Source organism: Leptothrix discophora (genome assembly GCF_030705305.1).
Taxonomy (GTDB): Bacteria; Pseudomonadota; Gammaproteobacteria; order Burkholderiales; family Burkholderiaceae_C; genus Sphaerotilus; species Sphaerotilus discophorus.
The window spans coordinates 280,298-296,894 of sequence record NZ_JAUZEE010000005.1 but is presented as its reverse complement, the minus strand read 5'-3'; the positions used below and the strand labels follow the sequence as shown (position 1 = coordinate 296,894).

Sequence of the window (16,597 nt, the reverse complement as noted above, 5' to 3'; positions counted from 1 at the left end):
TCTGCCCGTGTGGAACGGGCTTGCCGGGGATCGGGCGCGGGTCAGGCCCGTTTGGCGACCAGCGTCAGGATGTCGTAGCTCGCGACCAGCTCGCCGTGCTGGTTGGTGACCTCGACGTCCCAGGCCACCACGCCCTGGCCGATGCCCCTGGCGTCGGTGCGGTTGCGGTCGATCTTGCGCTTGGCGGTCAGGCGGGCCTGGATCGTGTCGCCGATCGGCACGGGCTTGACGAAGCGCAGCGTGTCCAGGCCGTAGTTGGCCAGCACGGGTCCGGGCGCCGGGCTGACGAACAGGCCGGCGGCGGCCGACAGCACGAAGTAGCCATGCGCGATGCGCTGGCCGAACTGCGTGTCCTGCGCGGCGATGGCGTCGAAGTGCATGTAGAAGTAGTCGCCCGAGACACCGCCGAAGTTGACGATGTCGGCCTCGGTCACGGTGCGGCGGTGCGTCAGCAGGCTCTCGCCGATGCGCAGGTCCTCGAAGTGGCGGCGGAAGGGATGGACCTCCGTCTCGATCACCTGCGCACCGCGCACGTGTTCGCCGGTGACGGCCGCCAGCATGGTCGGCGAGCCCTGGATGGCGGCGCGCTGCAGGTAGTGCCGGACGGCGCGGATGCCGCCGAGTTCCTCGCCGCCGCCGGCGCGGCCCGGGCCACCGTGCTTGAGCATCGGCAGCGGCGAGCCATGGCCGGTCGATTCGGCTGCGGCCTCGCGGTCCAGGATCAGCATGCGGCCGTGATGGGCCGCGGCCACCGGGATGACGCGGGCGGCCACCGCCGGATCGCGCGTCACCAGCGTGCCGACCAGGCTGCCGCGACCGCGTGCGGCCAGCGCCAGCGCCTCGTCGAGGTCGTCGTAGGCCATCAGCGTGCTGACCGGGCCGAAGGCCTCGATGTCGTGCACGGCATCGTGTTGCAGCGGCTGGCGGCTGAGCAGCAGCGTCGGCGCGAAGAACGCGCCTTCGGCCACGCCCTCGCCCTGCGGCGCGAAGCCGTCGGCGCCGCTGCAGACGGTCTCGGCACCCTGCTGCAGCAGGGCGACGCGCCCGGCCACGTCGGCCAGCTGCGCCTGCGAGGCCAGCGCGCCCATGCGCACGGCGGCCAGCGACGGATCGCCGACCACCGTCTTGGCGAGCCGCGCACGCAGCGCCTGCGCGAGCGCGTCGAGGTGCCGGCGCGGCACGATGGCGCGGCGGATGGCGGTGCACTTCTGGCCGGCCTTGACGGTCATCTCGCGCGCCACCTCCTTGACGTAGAGGTCGAACTCCTCGTCGTCGGGCGTGACGTCCGGGGCCAGGATGGCGCAGTTCAGCGAGTCCGCCTCGGCGTTGAAGGCGATGGACTGGCGCACCACGTTCGGATGCGTGCGCAGCGTCGCGGCGGTGTCGGCCGAGCCGGTGAAGGTGACCACGTCGCGGCCGTCGAGCCGGTCGAGCAGGTCGCCGGTGCCACCGATCACCAGCTGCATCGCGCCGGGCGGCAGGATGCCGCTGGCGTCGACCAGGCGCACCAGCGCCTCGGTCAGGTAGCTGGTCGCGGTGGCCGGCTTGCCGATGCAGGGCATGCCCGCGAGGAAGCACGGCGCGAACTTCTCCAGCAGGCCCCAGACGGGGAAGTTGAAGGCGTTGATGTGGACCGCGAGGCCCTGGCGCGGCACCAGGATGTGGCTGCCGGCGAAGCGGTTGGTCTTGCCCAGCGGCGTGGCCGGGCCTTCATGGATCAGGTTGCCCGAGGGCAGCTCGTTGCCGCCCATGCTGGCGTAGGCGAACAGCGTGCCGGTGCCGCCCTCGATGTCGATCGCGCTGTCCACGCGGGTCGCGCCGGTGTGGGCCGAGATCGCGTAGAGCGTCTCCTTGTGTTCGAGCAGGTACTTGGCCAGAGCCTTCAGGCGCTGTGCGCGCTGCTGGAAGTCCAGCGCCAGCAGGGCCGGACCGCCGACGCGGCGGGCGAAGTCGACCGCCTCGCCGAAGTCGATCGCATCGGCATGGGTGCGGGCGACCGGCTGGCCGTTGACGGCGCTGCGCAGCAGCGCGCCGGGCTGCGTGCCGAACCAGCGACCGGCGATGTGGCTTTGCAGCTGGCGGACGGGAGCATGCGTCTGGGTGTTCACGTGGGAAGGTCTCCGAAGGAAATCGTTTCGGTGTCGGGCTGGACACGGGGCGCTCGGACACAGGGCACGCCCCGCACGAACAGCTCGGCGACCAGCGGCGCGAGCGCGGCGTGGCCCAGCTCGCCGCCAGGCCGCAGCCAGGTGCCCAGCCAGTTCACCATGCCGAACAGCAGCATCGTGACCGGCTTGACCAGGCCGGACGAGTCCAGCGCCGGTTGCCAGCGCGCGATGGCGTCCGCGATGCGCGTGACCAGCTCGCGCTGGCGCTGCAGCAGGCGGGCATGCTCGTCGGCATCGAGGTAACGCACCTCGTCGGTCAGCACGCGCAGGGCGTCGCTGCGGCCGTCGTAGGCCATCACCAGGTGATGGACCAGCGCCCGCACCAGCGCCCGTTCGGGTGGCTCATCAGGCGAGCCTGTCCGGTCGACATCGAATCCGGTGATGACCCCGTCGACGCTGGCATGCAGGCGGTCGACCTGCGTGTGCGCGATCTCGCGCAGCAGCTGCTGCTTGTCGGCGACGTAGTGGTACAGCGCCGCCTTGGACAGGCCGGCCGCAGCCGCGACCTGGGTCATCGTCGTGCTCGGGTAGCCCTGGGCCGCGAACAGCGCCGCCGCGTGGCCGAGGATGGCCTCGCGCTGCTCGTCGTGGCCGGGGGCGCGGGGGCGTGCCATCGATCGGTGCGGGCGCCGGACGCGTCAGCGCGCGTCGAAGCTCAGCACCACGCGCTCGGTCAGCGGGTGGGCCTGGCAGCACAGCACGTGGCCGGCGGCAACCTCGGCCTTGTCGAGCGCGAAGTTGCGCTCCATGCGGACCTCGCCCTCCATCACCTTGGCGCGGCAGGTGCCGCACACGCCCGAGGTGCAGGAGAACGGCAGCTCCATGCCGGCCGCGCTGGCGGCGTCGAGGATGCTGGGCTGGTCGCGCCGGAACAGGATCTCGCGGCTCAGGCCATCGCGGATCAGCGTCACGCGGGCCTGTTCGGCGTCGCCGGGCTGCGGCTCGTGGATGACCGCACCGACCTGCGTGGCCGCGCTGCCGGCGGCCGGCTGGGAGATGCCGAAGCGCTCGATGTGGATGCGCGACTCGTCAACGCCAGCGGCCAGCAGCGCGGCCTCGGCCTCGTCGTTCATCTGGAACGGTCCGCAGACATAGGCATGGTCGATGCTCGCGGCCGGCACCAGCGTGGCCAGGAACTCGCCGAGCTTGTCGCGGTTCATCAGGCCGGCGTTGATCGGCGGCGGGCGCCGGGCCGCCCCAAGCCCGCCGTGCGCCCCCTCGGGGGGCAGCTGCGCAGCCGCGTGGGGGCCATCGGTCACGTCGGTCTGCTCGTCGGAGAAGACGTGGTGCAGCGCCAGCCGGGTCAGGTAGCGGTTCTTGAGGTCTTCCAGCGCCTCCTTGAACATCGTCGACTGCAGCGTGCGGTTGCCGTAGATCAGCGTGAAGCGGCTGTGCGGCTCGCGCGCCAGCACGGTCTTGAGGATGGACAGGATGGGCGTGATGCCGCTGCCGCCGGCGATGCCGAGGTGGTGGCGGCGCGCGCCCGGCTCGATCGGCACGAAGAAGCGGCCCTGCGGGGCCATGACCTGCAGCGTGTCGCCGACCTTCAGCGCGCTGTTGATCCAGTTCGAGAACACGCCACCGCGCACCTTGCGCACGCCCACGCGGAGTTCGCCGTCGTCGACACCCGCACAGATCGAGTAGGAGCGGCGCAGGTCCTGGCCGTCGACCGTGTGGCGCAGCGTCAGGTACTGGCCCTGGGTGAAGCCGAAGGCCTCGCGCAGCCCGGTTGGCACCGCGAAGGTGACGATGACGGCCTCGGCGGTGTCGGGCTCGATGGCGCGCACCTGGAGCGGGTGGAAGAGAACACTCATGGGCGGTCCTCGTGTGGAGGCGGATGGACGGGAAGGCCGATCAGATCGGCTTGAAGTGCTCGAAGGGCTCGCGGCAGGCCCGGCAGCGCCAGAGGGCCTTGCAGGCGGTCGAGCCGAAGGCCGACAGGCGCTCGGTGTCGCGGCTGCCGCAGCGCGGGCAGGCCAGCGCCTGCGGTGCGCGCGGCACGAAGCGCAGCACGGCGGTGCCGGGTTCGAGCGCGCCACCGTCGGCCGGTCCGGGCGGCGCGATGCCGTAGGCGCGCAGCTTGTCGCGGCCCTCGGCGCTGATCCAGTCGGTGGTCCAGGCCGGGTCGCGGCGCAGCGTCGTTCGGACCGGGCCAAGCCCAGCCTGCTCCAGCGCCTCGCGCACGCTGGCCTCGATCACCTCGGTGGCCGGACAGCCGGAATAGGTCGGCGTCAGCACGACGTCGAGGCCGTCGCCATCGGGTCGGGCCTGCACGTCGCGCACGATGCCGAGGTCGGTCACCGACACCGCCGGCACCTCCGGATCGGGCACGCCGTGCAGCACCTGCCAGGCCCGGTCGACGGCGGTGGCGGCGGTGGCGGCGTCCATCACCACGCGCCGCCGGGATAGGTGCGCTGCAACGTCTGCATCTCGGCCAGCAGCGGGCCCATGTGCTCGGTGTGCAGGCCGCGCTTGCCGGTGCTGCGGAAGGCCGATTCGGCCGGCGCGGCCAGCTGCGCGGCGGCCAGCAGCGCGTTCATCTCGTCCAGCCAGGGCTGGCGCAGCCCGGAGGCGGCCGGGCCGAGGCCGGTGGCCTGGGCGTGGCGATCCAGCGCGTCGTCCTCGAACAGCTCGGCGGCATAGCGCCACTGTGCCTCCAGTGCGCGGGCGATGCGCTGGGCCGATTCGGCCGTGCCGTCGCCCAGGCGCACGACCCAGTCGGCCGCATGCTGCTGGTGGTAGCGGGCTTCCTTGACGGCCTTGGCGGCGATGGCGGCCAGCTCGGCATCGGACGAGCCCTGCAGGCGCTCCCACAGCAACCGCAGCCAGGTCGCGACCATGGCGTTGCGCATCACGGTGAACGCGAAATCGCGCCCGCCGCCGGCCAGCGCGCCATAGGGGCCGTTGGGCAGCTCGACCAGGGTCGGGTTGAGGTAGTCACGCTCCTCGCGCAGGAAGGCGAGCTGGTCCTCGTCCAGCGGCGGGTCGCCGGCGGCCGCGCCCAGCTGGCCGGCCCGCGTCAGCAGCCCGCGGGCCTGGCCGATCAGGTCCAGCGCCATGTTGGTCAGCGCGATGTCCTCCTCGAGGATGGGCGCATGGCCGCACCACTCGCCCAGCCGCTGGGCCAGGATCAGGCAGGTGTCACCCAGGCGCAGCACGTACTGCGCGGACGGGTCGGCGGGACGAAGGATGGAGGCTTGCATGGTGTTCCTGGCGGACGCAAGGCCCGCACGGCCGCCCGAAGGGCCTTGCGCACCCCCTTGGGGGGCAGCGGACGAAGTGAGCGTGGGGGCCTTCATCTCGCAAGGCCCGCACGGCCGCCCGAAGGGCCTTGCGCGCCCCCTTGGGGGGCAGCGAACGAAGTGAGCGTGGGGGCCGACATGTCACATGTGGTCGACGGACTTGGGGAGTTGGTAGAAGGTCGGGTGGCGGTAGACCTTGTCTTCCATCGGGTCGAAGTACATGTCCTTGTCGGACGGGTCGCTGGCGACGATGTCGCTGCTGCGCACGACCCAGACGCTGGTGCCTTCCTGGCGCCGGGTGTAGACGTCGCGCGCCAGCTGGATCGCCATGGCCGCGTCGGCCGCATGCAGGCTGCCGCAGTGCTTGTGGTCGAGGCCGGCCTTGCTGCGCACGAAGACTTCCCACAGCGGCCATTCGGTCGTGGTGGCGGGGCCGGCGGCGGGGCTGGCGGGGTTGGCGTTGCTCATGGGTGGAGCCTCCGGAAGGTCGATGGATGCGGGGATGGCCGGCGACGGTGCTCAGGCCGCCCGGCCCTGCGCAGCGGCGTCGCGCTCGGCCTGCTTGCGGGCATGGGCCAGTGCCGCCTCGCGGACCCAGGCGCCGTCCTCCCAGGCCCGCACGCGGGTGGCCAGTCGGTCACGGTTGCAGGGGCCGTCGCCGCCGACCACGCGCCAGAACTCGGCCCAGTCGATCGGGCCATGGTCGTGGTGGCCGCGCGCCTCGTTCCACTTCAGGTCCGGGTCCGGCAGGCTCACGCCCAGCACCTCGGCCTGCGGCACGGTGGCGTCGATGAACTTCTGGCGCAGATCGTCGTTGGAGATCCGCTTGATGCCCCAGCGCATGCTTTGCGCGCTGTTGGGGCTCTGGTCATCGGGCGGGCCGAACATCATGATCGACGGCCACCACCAGCGGTTGACGGCGTCCTGGACCATCGCGCGCTGCGCGTCGGTGCCGTCGCGCATCATCGTCAGCAGCGCGTCGTAGCCCTGGCGCTGGTGGAAGCTTTCCTCGCGGCAGATGCGCACCATCGCCCGCGCATACGGCGCGTAGGAACAGCGGCAGATCGGCACCTGGTTCATGATCGCCGCGCCGTCGACCAGCCAGCCGATCACGCCGACGTCGGCCCAGGTCAGGGTCGGGTAGTTGAAGATCGAGCTGTACTTGGCCTTGCCGGTGTGCAGCGCATCGAGCAGCTGGTCACGGCTGCTGCCCAGCGTCTCCGCTGCGGCGTAGAGGTAGAGGCCGTGGCCACCCTCGTCCTGCACCTTGGCCAGCAGGATGGCCTTGCGCTTGAGGGTCGGCGCCCGGCTGATCCAGTTGCCCTCGGGCAGCATGCCGACGATCTCGCTGTGGGCGTGCTGGCTGATCTGGCGCGTCAGCGTCTTGCGGTAGTTCTCGGGCATCCAGTCCTTGGCCTCGATGAAGGCACCGGCGTCGATGCGTTCGTCGAAGCGGACCTGCAGCGCCAGTTCCTCGGCGCTGCGCAGCGTCTTCGGCGCCTCGGCGGCGCCTTCCTTGCCCATCGTGTCCATCGCCTGCGTGTACATGCCTGTCCTCGCTCAGTGGGGGCGGTCTTTCATTAACCGTCCGGTCGGTAAATTATTCGAGACTTGATCCGACGCCGCAAGAAGCACGAACCAGGGTTTGCACCAGGATGCGGGCCGGCCGCCTCACGGCCTGACAGGTGCCGCCGCTATCCTCGCGGCCCATGTTGTCCGTGATGAATGCCTTCTGGCGCGCCGCCGCCTACTGCCTGCACCCGCGCGTGATCGTGCTGTCGCTGTTGCCGGTGCTGGTGGCCGGCGCGGCCGCCTTCGGACTGGCCTGGTTCTTCTGGGAGCCGGCGATCGACGCGGTCCGGCTGTGGCTGGACGGCATCGCCTGGCTGTCGCCGCTGACCGGCTGGTTCAACGAGATCAGCGGCGGGCGCTTCCGCAGCGTGATCGGCCCGCTGGTGGTCGTGGCACTGTCGATCCCGGTGCTGCTGATCGCCTCGCTGCTGCTGGTGTCGGTGTTCATGAGCAGCGCCATCGTCGACCTGGTGGCGCGGCGCCGCTTCCCCGAGCTGGCCCGCAAGCGCGGCGGCAACTGGCTCGGCTCGCTGGCCGGCTCGCTGTTCCACACGCTGCTGGCGCTGCTGATGCTGGTGGCCTCGCTGCCGCTGTGGCTGATCCCGCCGCTGGCGCTGGTGCTGCCGCCGCTGATCTGGGGCTGGCTGGCGATGCGGCTGATGAGCTACGACGCGCTGGCCGACCACGCCAGCCGCGAGGAACGTGTGCTGCTGATGCACGAGCATCGCCTGCCGCTGCTGGCGATCGGCCTGATCACCGGCTACCTGGGCGCGGCGCCGTCGCTGATCTGGGCCACCGGCGCGATGGCGCTGCCGATGATGCCGCTGCTGCTGCCGGGCTTCGTCTGGCTCTACACGCTGGTGTTCGCCTTCGCCTCGGCCTGGTTCGCGCACTACGCGCTGGCCGCGCTGGCCGAGCTGCGCGCCCGCAGCTTCCCGGAGATCGTGCCGCCGCCCGCGCCGGTCCAGCCCGCCCGCGACAACCTGCCGCCCCTGCCCGCGCTGGCCGCCGATCCGCCGATCGCGCTGCCGCCGGCTTCCCCCGCGAACCCACCCACGTCCACACCATGAACTTCGGCCTCATCATCGTCGGCGACGAGATCCTCTCCGGCAAGCGCCAGGACAAGCACCTGGCGAAGGTCATCGAGCTGCTGTCCGCGCGCGGCCTCGCGCTGGCCTGGTCGCACTACGTCGGCGACGACCCGGCACGCATCACCGCGATCCTGCGCACCGCCTTCGAGAGCGGCGACGTGGTCTTCAGCTGCGGCGGCATCGGCGCGACGCCGGACGACCACACCCGCCCCTGCGCCGCCGCCGCGCTGGGCCGGCCGCTGGCGCTGCATCCCGAAGCGAGCGAGCTGATCATGGCGCGGGTCCGGCTGATGGCTGCCGAGAAGGGCTGGCCGGACGATCCCGAGCACCCCGACACCGTGCACCGCCTCAACATGGGCGTGTTCCCGGTCGGCGCGGAGATCATCGCCAACCCCTACAACCAGATCCCCGGCTTCTCGGTCGGCGACGTCCACTTCGTGCCGGGCTTCCCGGTGATGGCGCACCCGATGATCGAGGCGCTGCTGGACAGCCGCTACGCGCACCTGCACGGCGGCGCGGCCCAGGTCGAGCGATCGGTGGTGGTCTACGGTTCGATGGAGGCCAGCCTGACGCCGCTGATGATCGAGCTGGAAGCCCGCTTCCCGCCGATCAAGGTGTTCAGCCTGCCCAGCGTCGACCACCCGGTGCACGGCCGCCACATCGAGCTGGGCGTGAAGGGCCGCGACGGCCAGGCCCTGTCGGACGCCTACGCCGCGCTGCTCGACGGCCTGCGGAACTTCGGCGCCGAACTGGGCCCCGAAATGGTGCGACCGTGATTCACGAACCTGGTGCGTCGCATGGCACCTTTTCGGTGCAGCCTTGTGACCGATGCCGCACCGAAGCCCGTGAGAGCCCAAGCCGCCGCCGCCTCGCCATCCGGGCTTGCACCGACCTCGGGCGCGGGCACGCTTTCTGCTAAATTTCCCGCCGTCTCGGCGCTTGCGCCCGGTACGACCGCACTTTCTCCCCCGTCACTTCCCTTCTCGCTAGGAGCCTCCTGATGGCCAAGACCGTCGCCGACGTGATGTCGATGGTGAAGGAAAACGAAGTCAAGTTCGTCGACTTCCGTTTCACCGACACCCGCGGCAAGGAACAACACGTTTCCGTGCCTGTTTCGCACTTTGATGAAGACAAGTTCACGTCGGGTCACGCCTTCGACGGCTCGTCGATCGCCGGCTGGAAGGGCATCGAGGCGTCGGACATGCAGCTCATGCCCGACCCGAACACCGCCAACATCGACCCCTTCTTCGAAGAGTCGACGCTGATCCTGACCTGCGACGTCATCGACCCGGCCGACGGCAAGCCCTACGAGCGCGACCCGCGTTCGCTGGCCAAGCGCGCCGAGGCCTACATGAAGTCGACCGGCCTGGGCGACACCGCCTACTTCGGTCCGGAACCCGAGTTCTTCGTGTTCGACAGCGTGCGCTGGGGCGCCGACATGTCCGGCTCCTTCTGCTCGATCGAGGCGGAAGAAGCGGCCTGGAACACCGGCAAGGACTACGAGCACGGCAACAAGGGCTTCCGCCCGACCGTCAAGGGCGGCTACTTCCCGGTGCCCCCGGTCGACAGCGGCCAGGACATGCGCTCGGAGATGTGCCTGATCCTGGAATCGGTCGGCATCCCGGTCGAGGTGCATCACCACGAAGTGGCGAACGCCGGCCAGATGGAGATCGGCACCAAGTTCAGCACGCTGATCCAGCGCGCCGACTGGGTCCAGCTGCAGAAGTACATCATCCACAACGTGGCCGCTGCCTACGGCAAGACCGCCACGTTCATGCCCAAGCCCATCGTCGGCGACAACGGCAGCGGCATGCACGTGCACCAGTCGGTCTGGAAGGACGGCAAGAACCTGTTCGCCGGTGACGGCTATGCCGGCCTGAGCGACTTCGCGCTGTACTACATCGGCGGCATCATCAAGCACGCCCGTGCGCTGAACGCGATCACCAACCCCGGCACCAACAGCTACAAGCGCCTGGTCCCGGGCTACGAGGCGCCGGTCAAGCTGGCGTACTCGGCCAAGAACCGCTCGGCCTCGATCCGCATCCCCTATGTCGCGAACCCGAAGGGCCGTCGCGTCGAGGCGCGTTTCCCGGATCCCCTGATGAACCCGTACCTGGGCTTCGCCGCGCTGCTGATGGCCGGCCTGGACGGCGTCGAGAACAAGATCCACCCGGGCGAAGCCGCCACGAAGGATCTGTACCACCTGCCGCCGGAAGAGGACGCGAAGATCCCGACCGTTTGCTCGAGCCTGGAAATGGCCCTCGAGTACCTGGACAAGGGCCGCGGCTTCCTGACCAAGGGTGGCGTGTTCACCGACGCGTACATCGATGCCTACATCGACCTGAAGATGCAGGAAGTGCAGCGCATGCGCATGACCACGCATCCGATCGAGTTCGACATGTACTACACGCTGTGATGCCCGGCGGCGGCCCCCGGCTGCTGCGGCTCACGTGACCCAGTCACACGCGTGGACGGCCCTTCGGGGCCGTCTTTTTTTTGCCGGGATGCTTGGGCGATACTGGTTCGTGATGCCTTCCCTGACCCGACCGAAGTCCCTGCCGACCACGCTGCTTGCGCTGGGTTCGACCGCCTGCGCGATGGGCCTGGTGGCCCTGTCGGCCCCGGCACTGGCCCAGGACCGCTCCGTCTACCGCTGCCCCGGCAACCTCTACACCGACCAGATCAGCGTGCGCGAGGCGGCCGAGCGCGGCTGCAAGACGCTGGAAGGCGCGGCCGTCACCGTCGTGCAGACCCGCCGTCCGGACGCGCCCAAGCCGCTGGCCTCGGGCGCTGCGGCGGCCTCGTCGGCCGGTGGCCCGGCCTCGCGGCCCTCGGCCAACGAAGGTGCCCGCATCGACCCGGCCGAACAGCGGGCCCGTGACACCGACGCGCGCCGCATCCTCGACGGCGAGCTGCGCAAGGAAGAGGACCGCCTGGCCCAGCTCCAGAAGGACCTGAAGGACGCCAGCAGCGCCACGCCCGAACGCCAGGCCGAGCTGCGCGCGGCGCTCGCCCGCAAGGAGGCCGACGTGGCCGCGATCCGGCGCGAACTGGCCAAGCTCGGCGCCACGCCCTGAGCCGGAAGGAAAACCGATGAGCCTGCTGCGCGGTCCTGGCTACGACGCCTTCGACCACCTCGCCACCATGGTCGCCGTGCTGCGCGCGGATGGCCGCTGCGTGTTCGTCAACGCCGCCTTCGAGGCCACGCTCGGGCTGCCCCGGCGCACGCTGCAGAAGTCGCGCATCTTCGACTGGTTCGTCGATCCGGCGCTGCTACAGACGACCTTCCGCTCGGTGGTCGACAACGAATACGCCACCGGGCGGCTGGAGGCCCTGATGCGCCGCACCGCCACCGGCGGCGAGCCGCTGCCGGTGCATGCGATCCTGACCCAGATCGGCCACGGCGAGCAGGTGCTGCTGGAGCTGGTCGAGATCGAGCAGCAGGCCCGCCAGGACCGCGAGAGCCGCACGCTCGACCAGGCCCGCGTGACCAAGGAGCTGATCCGCAACCTCGCCCACGAGATCAAGAACCCGCTGGGCGGGATCCGCGGCGCGGCGCAGCTGCTGGAGATGGAGCTCGACAACAAGTCGCTGACCGAATACACCGGCGTCATCATCCACGAGGCCGACCGGCTGCAGGCCCTGGTCGACCGGCTGCTGGCGCCGCACCGCCGTCCTCGCGTGGTGGCCGACGTCAACATCCACGAGGTGCTGGAGCGGGTCCGCTCGCTGGTGCTGGCCGAACACTCGCGCGGCCTGGTGATCGTGCGCGACTACGACATCTCGCTGCCCGAGTTCCGCGGCGACCGCGAGCAGCTGATCCAGGCGGTCCTGAACATCACCCAGAACGCCGCCCAGGCGCTGGTCGGGCAGATCGCCGACGGCAAGGCCCGCATCGTGCTGCGCACCCGCGCCTCGCGCCAGGTCACGATCGGCCGGACCCGCTATCGACTGGCACTGGACTTGCATATCGAGGACAACGGACCCGGCGTGCCCGCCGACATCCGCGATCGCATCTTCTTCCCGCTGGTCACCGGCCGGGACGGGGGTTCAGGCCTCGGGCTGACGCTGGCGCAGGACGTCGTGCAGCAGCATCAGGGCCTGATCGAATGCGAGAGCGACCCCGGGCGTACCGTGTTCAAGATTCAGATCCCTCTGCCATGACGGGCCGGCGTGGCCCGTCAACCGGAACGGCTCAGCCAGGACAGGCCCACGCATGAAACCCATCTGGATCGTTGACGACGACCAATCCATCCGCTTCGTTCTGGAGAAGGCGCTGGCGCGCGAGGAGCTGCCGGTGCGCAGCTTCACCAACCCGCGCGACGTGCTGGCCGCCCTTGACGAGGACGAGCCGCAGGTGCTGGTGAGCGACATCCGCATGCCCGGCGGCTCCGGCTTCGACCTGCTCGCCAAGGTCAAGGAACGGCTGCCTGGCCTGCCGGTCATCATCATGACGGCCTATTCCGACCTGGACAGCGCCGTGTCGGCCTTCCAGGGCGGCGCCTTCGAGTACCTGCCCAAGCCCTTCGACCTGCCCAAGGCGGTCGAGCTGATCCGGCGTGCGGTCGACGAGAGCCAGCGCGAGGAAAGCGTCGACGAACATGCCGCCGAGGTGCCCGAGATGCTCGGCCAGGCCCCGGCGATGCAGGACGTGTTCCGCGCCATCGGCCGCCTGAGCCAGAGCAACGTGACGGTGCTGATCACCGGCGAGTCCGGCGCCGGCAAGGAACTCGTCGCCCGCGCGCTGCACAAGCACAGCCCGCGGCAGGGCGGGCCCTTTGTCGCGATCAACACGGCAGCGATCCCCAAGGACCTGCTCGAAAGCGAGCTGTTCGGCCACGAGCGCGGCGCCTTCACCGGCGCACAGGCGACGCGGCGCGGGCGCTTCGAGCAGGCCGAGGGCGGCACGCTGTTCCTCGACGAGATCGGCGACATGCCCTTCGACCTGCAGACCCGGCTGCTGCGGGTGCTGTCGGACGGCCAGTTCTACCGCGTCGGCGGCCACGCGCCGCTGAAGTCCAACGTGCGCGTGATCGCCGCGACCCACCAGAACCTGGAGGAGCGCGTGCGCGACGGGGCCTTCCGCGAGGACCTGTTCCACCGCCTCAACGTGATCCGCCTGCGCCTGCCGGCGCTGCGCGAGCGGCGCGAGGACATCCCCTCGCTGACGCGCCACTTCCTGCAGCGCAGCGCCAAGGAACTGGGTGTCGAGACCAAGAAGCTGTCGGACGCCGCGATGGCGCTGGTGGTCGGCTTCGAGTTCCCCGGCAACGTGCGCCAGCTCGAGAACCTGTGCCACTGGCTGACCGTCATGGCGCCGGCCCAGACGGTCGATCCCAAGGACCTGCCGCCCGAGGTGCTGGGCTCGCTGCCCAGCCATGGCCACGGCCTGGCGGGGCTGTCGTCCGCGCCGATCGGCCATGTGCCGAGCGCGTCGGCGACCGTCGCCCACGCGCAGCCCGGCGAAGCCCCGCGCGGCGCGGCGCCGGTCATGCTGGGCAGCGGCTGGCTGGCCGACCTGGAGCAGGAAGCCCGTTCGCTGCTGGAGAGCGGCCAGCCCGACGTCTGGGACCACCTGACCCGGCTGTTCGAGGGCCGCCTGATCACGACCGCGCTGGCCATCACCAAGGGCCGCCGCATCGAGGCCGCGCACAAGCTGGGCATCGGCCGCAACACCATCACCCGCAAGATCCAGGAACTGGGCCTGGATTGAAAGAATTGCTGCCCAACCGTCGCATACCCCCCGAAACCATCGGGGTTTGCTGACTGGGGGTTGACCTGCCTCAAGCGCCACGCATGTTCACTGGCGCACATTCGACAACATGCGGTTCGCCGAACCGCCTTGTCGAATCACTCGCTGGTTCTTGGTTGTGCAGCTCTTGGACACCCCTCACCCGATCACCCGTGCGCCGCGAGCGGTGCATCTGCCCAAGCCCCGGCGCCGCCTCGCGGCCGCGCCGCCGGCACCGGCCGACCCGACGCCCTGGCTGATCGCCTTCGGCACGCCGCCGCTGGGCACCGGCGAGGTCGCGGTGCTGCAGCAGATCGCGATCCGGCGTCCGGTCGCCGCGGGCGACTCGGTCTTCCGCGATGGCCAGCCGGCCCGCGCACTGGTGCTGCTGCTGTCGGGCGACGCCGTGCTGGGCTCGCGCGCGGCGGATGGCAGCCTGCGCACCGAACGCAGCGTCGCCGGACCGGCCTGGCTGGACGGCCACTCGGCCTGGCTGGCCGAGCCGCACACGATGGAGGCGCTGGCGCTGTCCGACGTGGTCGTGGCCGAGCTGCCCATCGAGCTGCTGCGCCTGCACCTGGTGAACATGCCGCTGCTGGGCCTGCGCTTCTGCGCCAACCTGGCCCGCGAGGTCCGCTCGCTGACCGAGGCCTCGCGCAACCTGCTGCACAACGACGCGCCGGCCCGGTTCGCGCGCTGGCTGGTGCAGCGCTGTCCCGGCCATGGCGACAGCTGCGAGCTGCGCCTGCAGGAGCGCAAGCGCGACATCGCCCAGCAGCTGGCGATGACGCCCGAGACGCTGTCGCGCCTGATGCGCAGCTTCGAGTCGCGTGGCGTGTTCAGCGTGCGCGGCTACAACGTCACCGTGCATGACCTGAGCGCGCTGCGGCAGATGGCCGGCGAGGAACACTGAAGCGGCGCCCGGTCCGGTCCGAACGCCCATGACGAAGGCCGCTGTCCAGCGGCCTTCGTCGTTGCGGGCGGGACGGTGTCGCGTCAGTGGCCGTGCGCGACGCCGCTGATCGTGGCGATCAGGCCGATGCCACCGGCCATCCAGGCCAGCTGCGTGGCGGTGTCGCGCCAGTCCAGGCGCTTCTGGAGCTGCGGGATCAGGTCGGCCACCGCGATGTAGATCAGCGTGCTGGCGGCCACCATCAGCATGTAGGGCAAGGCCGCCTCGAAGGGCGCCAGCGCGACATAGCTCAGCACGCCGCCGAGCACCGAGGCCAGCCCGGTGAAGCAGTTGAACATCAGCGCGCGGCGCTTCGAGAAGCCCGCATGCAGCAGCACGATGAAGGCGCTCAACTCGTGCGGGATCTCGTGCACGCCGACCGCCAGCGCGGTCAGCCAGCCCAGCGCCGGATCGGCCAGGAAGGCCGCGCCGATCAGCACGCCGTCGCAGAAGTTGTGCGTCGCATCGCCCACCAGCACGCTCCAGCCGCCCTTGCCGGCCTGCTCGGCATCGAAGCCGTGGTGGTGGTGGTGGTGCGGGTCGTCGCCCTCGTGGTGATGGTTGTGGCGGTAGAGCTCAACCTTCTCCAGCAGGAAGAAGAACAGCAGGCCGCCCAGCAGCGTCGCGAACAGGGCCTGCGGCTCGGCATGGCCGGCGCCGACGTGCGACTCGAAGGCCTCCGGCATGATGTCCAGCAGCGCGGCGGCCAGCATCACGCCGGTTGACAGGCTGACCATGTGCGGCAGCATGCGAGCCAGCAAGGGCAGCGCCAGCCAGCCGGCCAGCAGCACCGACAGCACGCCGCTGGCGAAGGTCGCGATCAGGATGGAGGCCAGGATCATCGGTCGCCGGCCTCAGGCCGCACCATGGCTGGCCAGCCAGTCCAGGCAGCGGCGCCAGCCGTCCTGCGCATCGGCCTGGCGGTAGCTCGGGCGGTAGTCGGCATGGAAGGCATGCGGCGCGTCCGGATAGACCACGAACCGCGAGGCCTGGGCCGCCGCCGACCGCGTCGAGCCTGCGGCCAGCGCGGCCTTCATCTGCTCGACCGCCGACAGCGGGATGCCGCCGTCCTGGCCGCCGTAGAGGCCCAGCACCGGCGCCTTCAGCTCGCCGGCGAGATCGACCGGATGGCGCGGGTTCTGCGGTGTCACCGGCCCGGTCAGGCGGCCGTACCACGCGACGCCGGCCTTCACCGCCGGGTTGTGCGCGGCATAGAGCCAGGTGATGCGGCCGCCCCAGCAGAAGCCGGTGATGCCGAGCCGACGGGTGTCGCCGCCCTGCCTGCCGGCCCAGGCCACGCACGCATCGAGGTCGGCCAGCACCTGCGCATCGGGCGTCAACCGGATGATCTCGGCCATCAGCTTGTCGATCTCGCCGTAGGACGACGGATCGCCCTGGCGCACGAACAGCTCCGGCGCGATCGCGAGGTAGCCGAGCTTGGCGAAGCGGCGGGCCACGTCGGCGATGTGCTCATGCACGCCGAAGATCTCGCTGACCACCAGGATCACCGGCAGGCCGGTCTTGCCGCTGGGCGCGGCGCGGTAGGCCGGCAGCTGGAATCCGGCCACGTCGATCATGACCTCGCCAACGTCCAGGCCGACGCTGTCGGTGCGGACCTCGGTCTGCGCCACGACCGGCAGCACGGCCGCCGCGAAGCCGGTGCCGACCGCCGTGCGCAGGAAGTCGCGGCGGCTGTCGTCGCGTGTGTCGCCCCGCAGGGTCTCGGGCGGCGTCACGGTCTCGGTCATCAGGCTCTCCCGGTCAGGGTGGTTCAGGGAAAGCGGGCGATTCTAGGCAGGGCCGGTGATCCCTGCCGCGCCACGGACGCCTCTCCGACACCT

At 70.6% G+C, this 16,597-nt stretch carries 16 protein-coding genes; 7 read left to right on the top strand and 9 right to left on the bottom strand.

Going from position 1 to position 16,597, the window contains the following annotated elements:
- Positions 1-41: 41 nt before the first annotated feature.
- From paaZ to paaA, 7 genes are all read right to left on the bottom strand, one after another.
- The gene (gene paaZ, locus Q8X39_RS11665; RefSeq protein WP_305749839.1) at positions 42-2,108 is read right to left on the bottom strand and encodes a phenylacetic acid degradation bifunctional protein PaaZ; all 2,067 of its coding nucleotides are present in this window, start codon (positions 2,106-2,108) and stop codon (positions 42-44) included.
- Positions 2,105-2,782 (bottom strand): TetR/AcrR family transcriptional regulator, encoded by a 678-nt coding sequence (locus Q8X39_RS11660; protein ID WP_305749838.1) that lies wholly within the window; start codon positions 2,780-2,782, stop codon positions 2,105-2,107. The genes paaZ and Q8X39_RS11660 overlap by 4 nt, the downstream gene beginning before the upstream one ends.
- A 24-nt stretch (positions 2,783-2,806) precedes the next feature.
- The gene (locus Q8X39_RS11655) at positions 2,807-3,982 is read right to left on the bottom strand and encodes a 2Fe-2S iron-sulfur cluster-binding protein (RefSeq protein ID WP_305749837.1); all 1,176 of its coding nucleotides are present in this window, start codon (positions 3,980-3,982) and stop codon (positions 2,807-2,809) included.
- 40 nt (positions 3,983-4,022) lie between these two features.
- Positions 4,023-4,556 (bottom strand): 1,2-phenylacetyl-CoA epoxidase subunit PaaD, encoded by a 534-nt coding sequence (paaD, locus tag Q8X39_RS11650; protein WP_305749836.1) that lies wholly within the window; start codon positions 4,554-4,556, stop codon positions 4,023-4,025.
- Positions 4,556-5,371, bottom strand: coding sequence for a 1,2-phenylacetyl-CoA epoxidase subunit PaaC (gene paaC, locus Q8X39_RS11645; RefSeq protein ID WP_305749835.1), 816 nt, complete (start codon positions 5,369-5,371; stop codon positions 4,556-4,558). The genes paaD and paaC overlap by 1 nt, the downstream gene beginning before the upstream one ends.
- Before the next feature lie 180 nt (positions 5,372-5,551).
- The gene (paaB, locus tag Q8X39_RS11640) at positions 5,552-5,878 is read right to left on the bottom strand and encodes a 1,2-phenylacetyl-CoA epoxidase subunit PaaB (RefSeq protein WP_305749834.1); all 327 of its coding nucleotides are present in this window, start codon (positions 5,876-5,878) and stop codon (positions 5,552-5,554) included.
- 51 nt (positions 5,879-5,929) lie between these two features.
- Entirely contained in the window at positions 5,930-6,958 is a 1,029-nt protein-coding gene (gene paaA / locus Q8X39_RS11635; protein WP_305749833.1) for a 1,2-phenylacetyl-CoA epoxidase subunit PaaA, read from the bottom strand.
- Between the two features lie 161 nt (positions 6,959-7,119).
- On the opposite strand from paaA, the gene Q8X39_RS11630 reads away from it, so the two are divergent.
- From Q8X39_RS11630 to Q8X39_RS11600, 7 genes are all read left to right on the top strand, one after another.
- Complete coding sequence (locus tag Q8X39_RS11630; RefSeq protein WP_305749832.1) at positions 7,120-8,052, top strand: EI24 domain-containing protein; 933 nt, start codon at positions 7,120-7,122, stop codon at positions 8,050-8,052.
- Positions 8,049-8,849: a competence/damage-inducible protein A gene (locus Q8X39_RS11625; RefSeq protein WP_305749831.1), complete on the top strand. Its 801-nt coding sequence runs from the start codon at positions 8,049-8,051 to the stop codon at positions 8,847-8,849. Before Q8X39_RS11630 ends, Q8X39_RS11625 begins: the two co-directional genes overlap by 4 nt.
- Before the next feature lie 224 nt (positions 8,850-9,073).
- On the top strand, positions 9,074-10,489 hold the full coding sequence (glnA, locus tag Q8X39_RS11620) for a type I glutamate--ammonia ligase (RefSeq protein ID WP_305749830.1): 1,416 nt from the start codon (positions 9,074-9,076) through the stop codon (positions 10,487-10,489).
- Positions 10,490-10,601: 112 nt separating this feature from the next.
- Positions 10,602-11,150: a hypothetical protein gene (locus Q8X39_RS11615; RefSeq protein WP_407068004.1), complete on the top strand. Its 549-nt coding sequence runs from the start codon at positions 10,602-10,604 to the stop codon at positions 11,148-11,150.
- A 16-nt stretch (positions 11,151-11,166) separates the two neighbouring features.
- Positions 11,167-12,237 (top strand): nitrogen regulation protein NR(II), encoded by a 1,071-nt coding sequence (gene glnL, locus Q8X39_RS11610; protein ID WP_305749829.1) that lies wholly within the window; start codon positions 11,167-11,169, stop codon positions 12,235-12,237.
- Between the two features lie 52 nt (positions 12,238-12,289).
- The gene (gene ntrC / locus Q8X39_RS11605; protein ID WP_305749828.1) at positions 12,290-13,786 is read left to right on the top strand and encodes a nitrogen regulation protein NR(I); all 1,497 of its coding nucleotides are present in this window, start codon (positions 12,290-12,292) and stop codon (positions 13,784-13,786) included.
- A gap of 166 nt (positions 13,787-13,952) precedes the next feature.
- Positions 13,953-14,717: a Crp/Fnr family transcriptional regulator gene (locus Q8X39_RS11600; RefSeq protein WP_305749827.1), complete on the top strand. Its 765-nt coding sequence runs from the start codon at positions 13,953-13,955 to the stop codon at positions 14,715-14,717.
- 83 nt (positions 14,718-14,800) lie between these two features.
- Here the strand turns inward: Q8X39_RS11600 and Q8X39_RS11595 are convergent, their stop codons facing one another.
- The gene (locus Q8X39_RS11595) at positions 14,801-15,598 is read right to left on the bottom strand and encodes a ZIP family metal transporter (RefSeq protein WP_305749826.1); all 798 of its coding nucleotides are present in this window, start codon (positions 15,596-15,598) and stop codon (positions 14,801-14,803) included.
- A gap of 12 nt (positions 15,599-15,610) precedes the next feature.
- Positions 15,611-16,504: a dienelactone hydrolase family protein gene (locus Q8X39_RS11590; protein ID WP_305749825.1), complete on the bottom strand. Its 894-nt coding sequence runs from the start codon at positions 16,502-16,504 to the stop codon at positions 15,611-15,613.
- Positions 16,505-16,597: the final 93 nt, after the last annotated feature.

Excerpts from the sequence above, each read along its gene's own strand:
- Q8X39_RS11660 (WP_305749838.1), bottom strand. The coding sequence starts at position 2,782 with ATGGCACGCCCCCGCGCCCCCGGCCACGACGAGCAGCGCGAGGCCATC.
- Q8X39_RS11655 (WP_305749837.1), bottom strand. The coding sequence starts at position 3,982 with ATGAGTGTTCTCTTCCACCCGCTCCAGGTGCGCGCCATCGAGCCCGAC.
- paaD (WP_305749836.1), bottom strand. The coding sequence starts at position 4,556 with ATGGACGCCGCCACCGCCGCCACCGCCGTCGACCGGGCCTGGCAGGTG.
- paaC (WP_305749835.1), bottom strand. The coding sequence starts at position 5,371 with ATGCAAGCCTCCATCCTTCGTCCCGCCGACCCGTCCGCGCAGTACGTG.
- paaB (WP_305749834.1), bottom strand. The coding sequence starts at position 5,878 with ATGAGCAACGCCAACCCCGCCAGCCCCGCCGCCGGCCCCGCCACCACG.
- paaA (WP_305749833.1), bottom strand. The coding sequence starts at position 6,958 with ATGTACACGCAGGCGATGGACACGATGGGCAAGGAAGGCGCCGCCGAG.
- Q8X39_RS11630 (WP_305749832.1), top strand. The coding sequence starts at position 7,120 with ATGTTGTCCGTGATGAATGCCTTCTGGCGCGCCGCCGCCTACTGCCTG.
- Q8X39_RS11625 (WP_305749831.1), top strand. The coding sequence starts at position 8,049 with ATGAACTTCGGCCTCATCATCGTCGGCGACGAGATCCTCTCCGGCAAG.
- glnA (WP_305749830.1), top strand. The coding sequence starts at position 9,074 with ATGGCCAAGACCGTCGCCGACGTGATGTCGATGGTGAAGGAAAACGAA.
- Q8X39_RS11615 (WP_407068004.1), top strand. The coding sequence starts at position 10,602 with ATGCCTTCCCTGACCCGACCGAAGTCCCTGCCGACCACGCTGCTTGCG.
- glnL (WP_305749829.1), top strand. The coding sequence starts at position 11,167 with ATGAGCCTGCTGCGCGGTCCTGGCTACGACGCCTTCGACCACCTCGCC.
- ntrC (WP_305749828.1), top strand. The coding sequence starts at position 12,290 with ATGAAACCCATCTGGATCGTTGACGACGACCAATCCATCCGCTTCGTT.
- Q8X39_RS11595 (WP_305749826.1), bottom strand. The coding sequence starts at position 15,598 with ATGATCCTGGCCTCCATCCTGATCGCGACCTTCGCCAGCGGCGTGCTG.
- Q8X39_RS11590 (WP_305749825.1), bottom strand. The coding sequence starts at position 16,504 with ATGACCGAGACCGTGACGCCGCCCGAGACCCTGCGGGGCGACACACGC.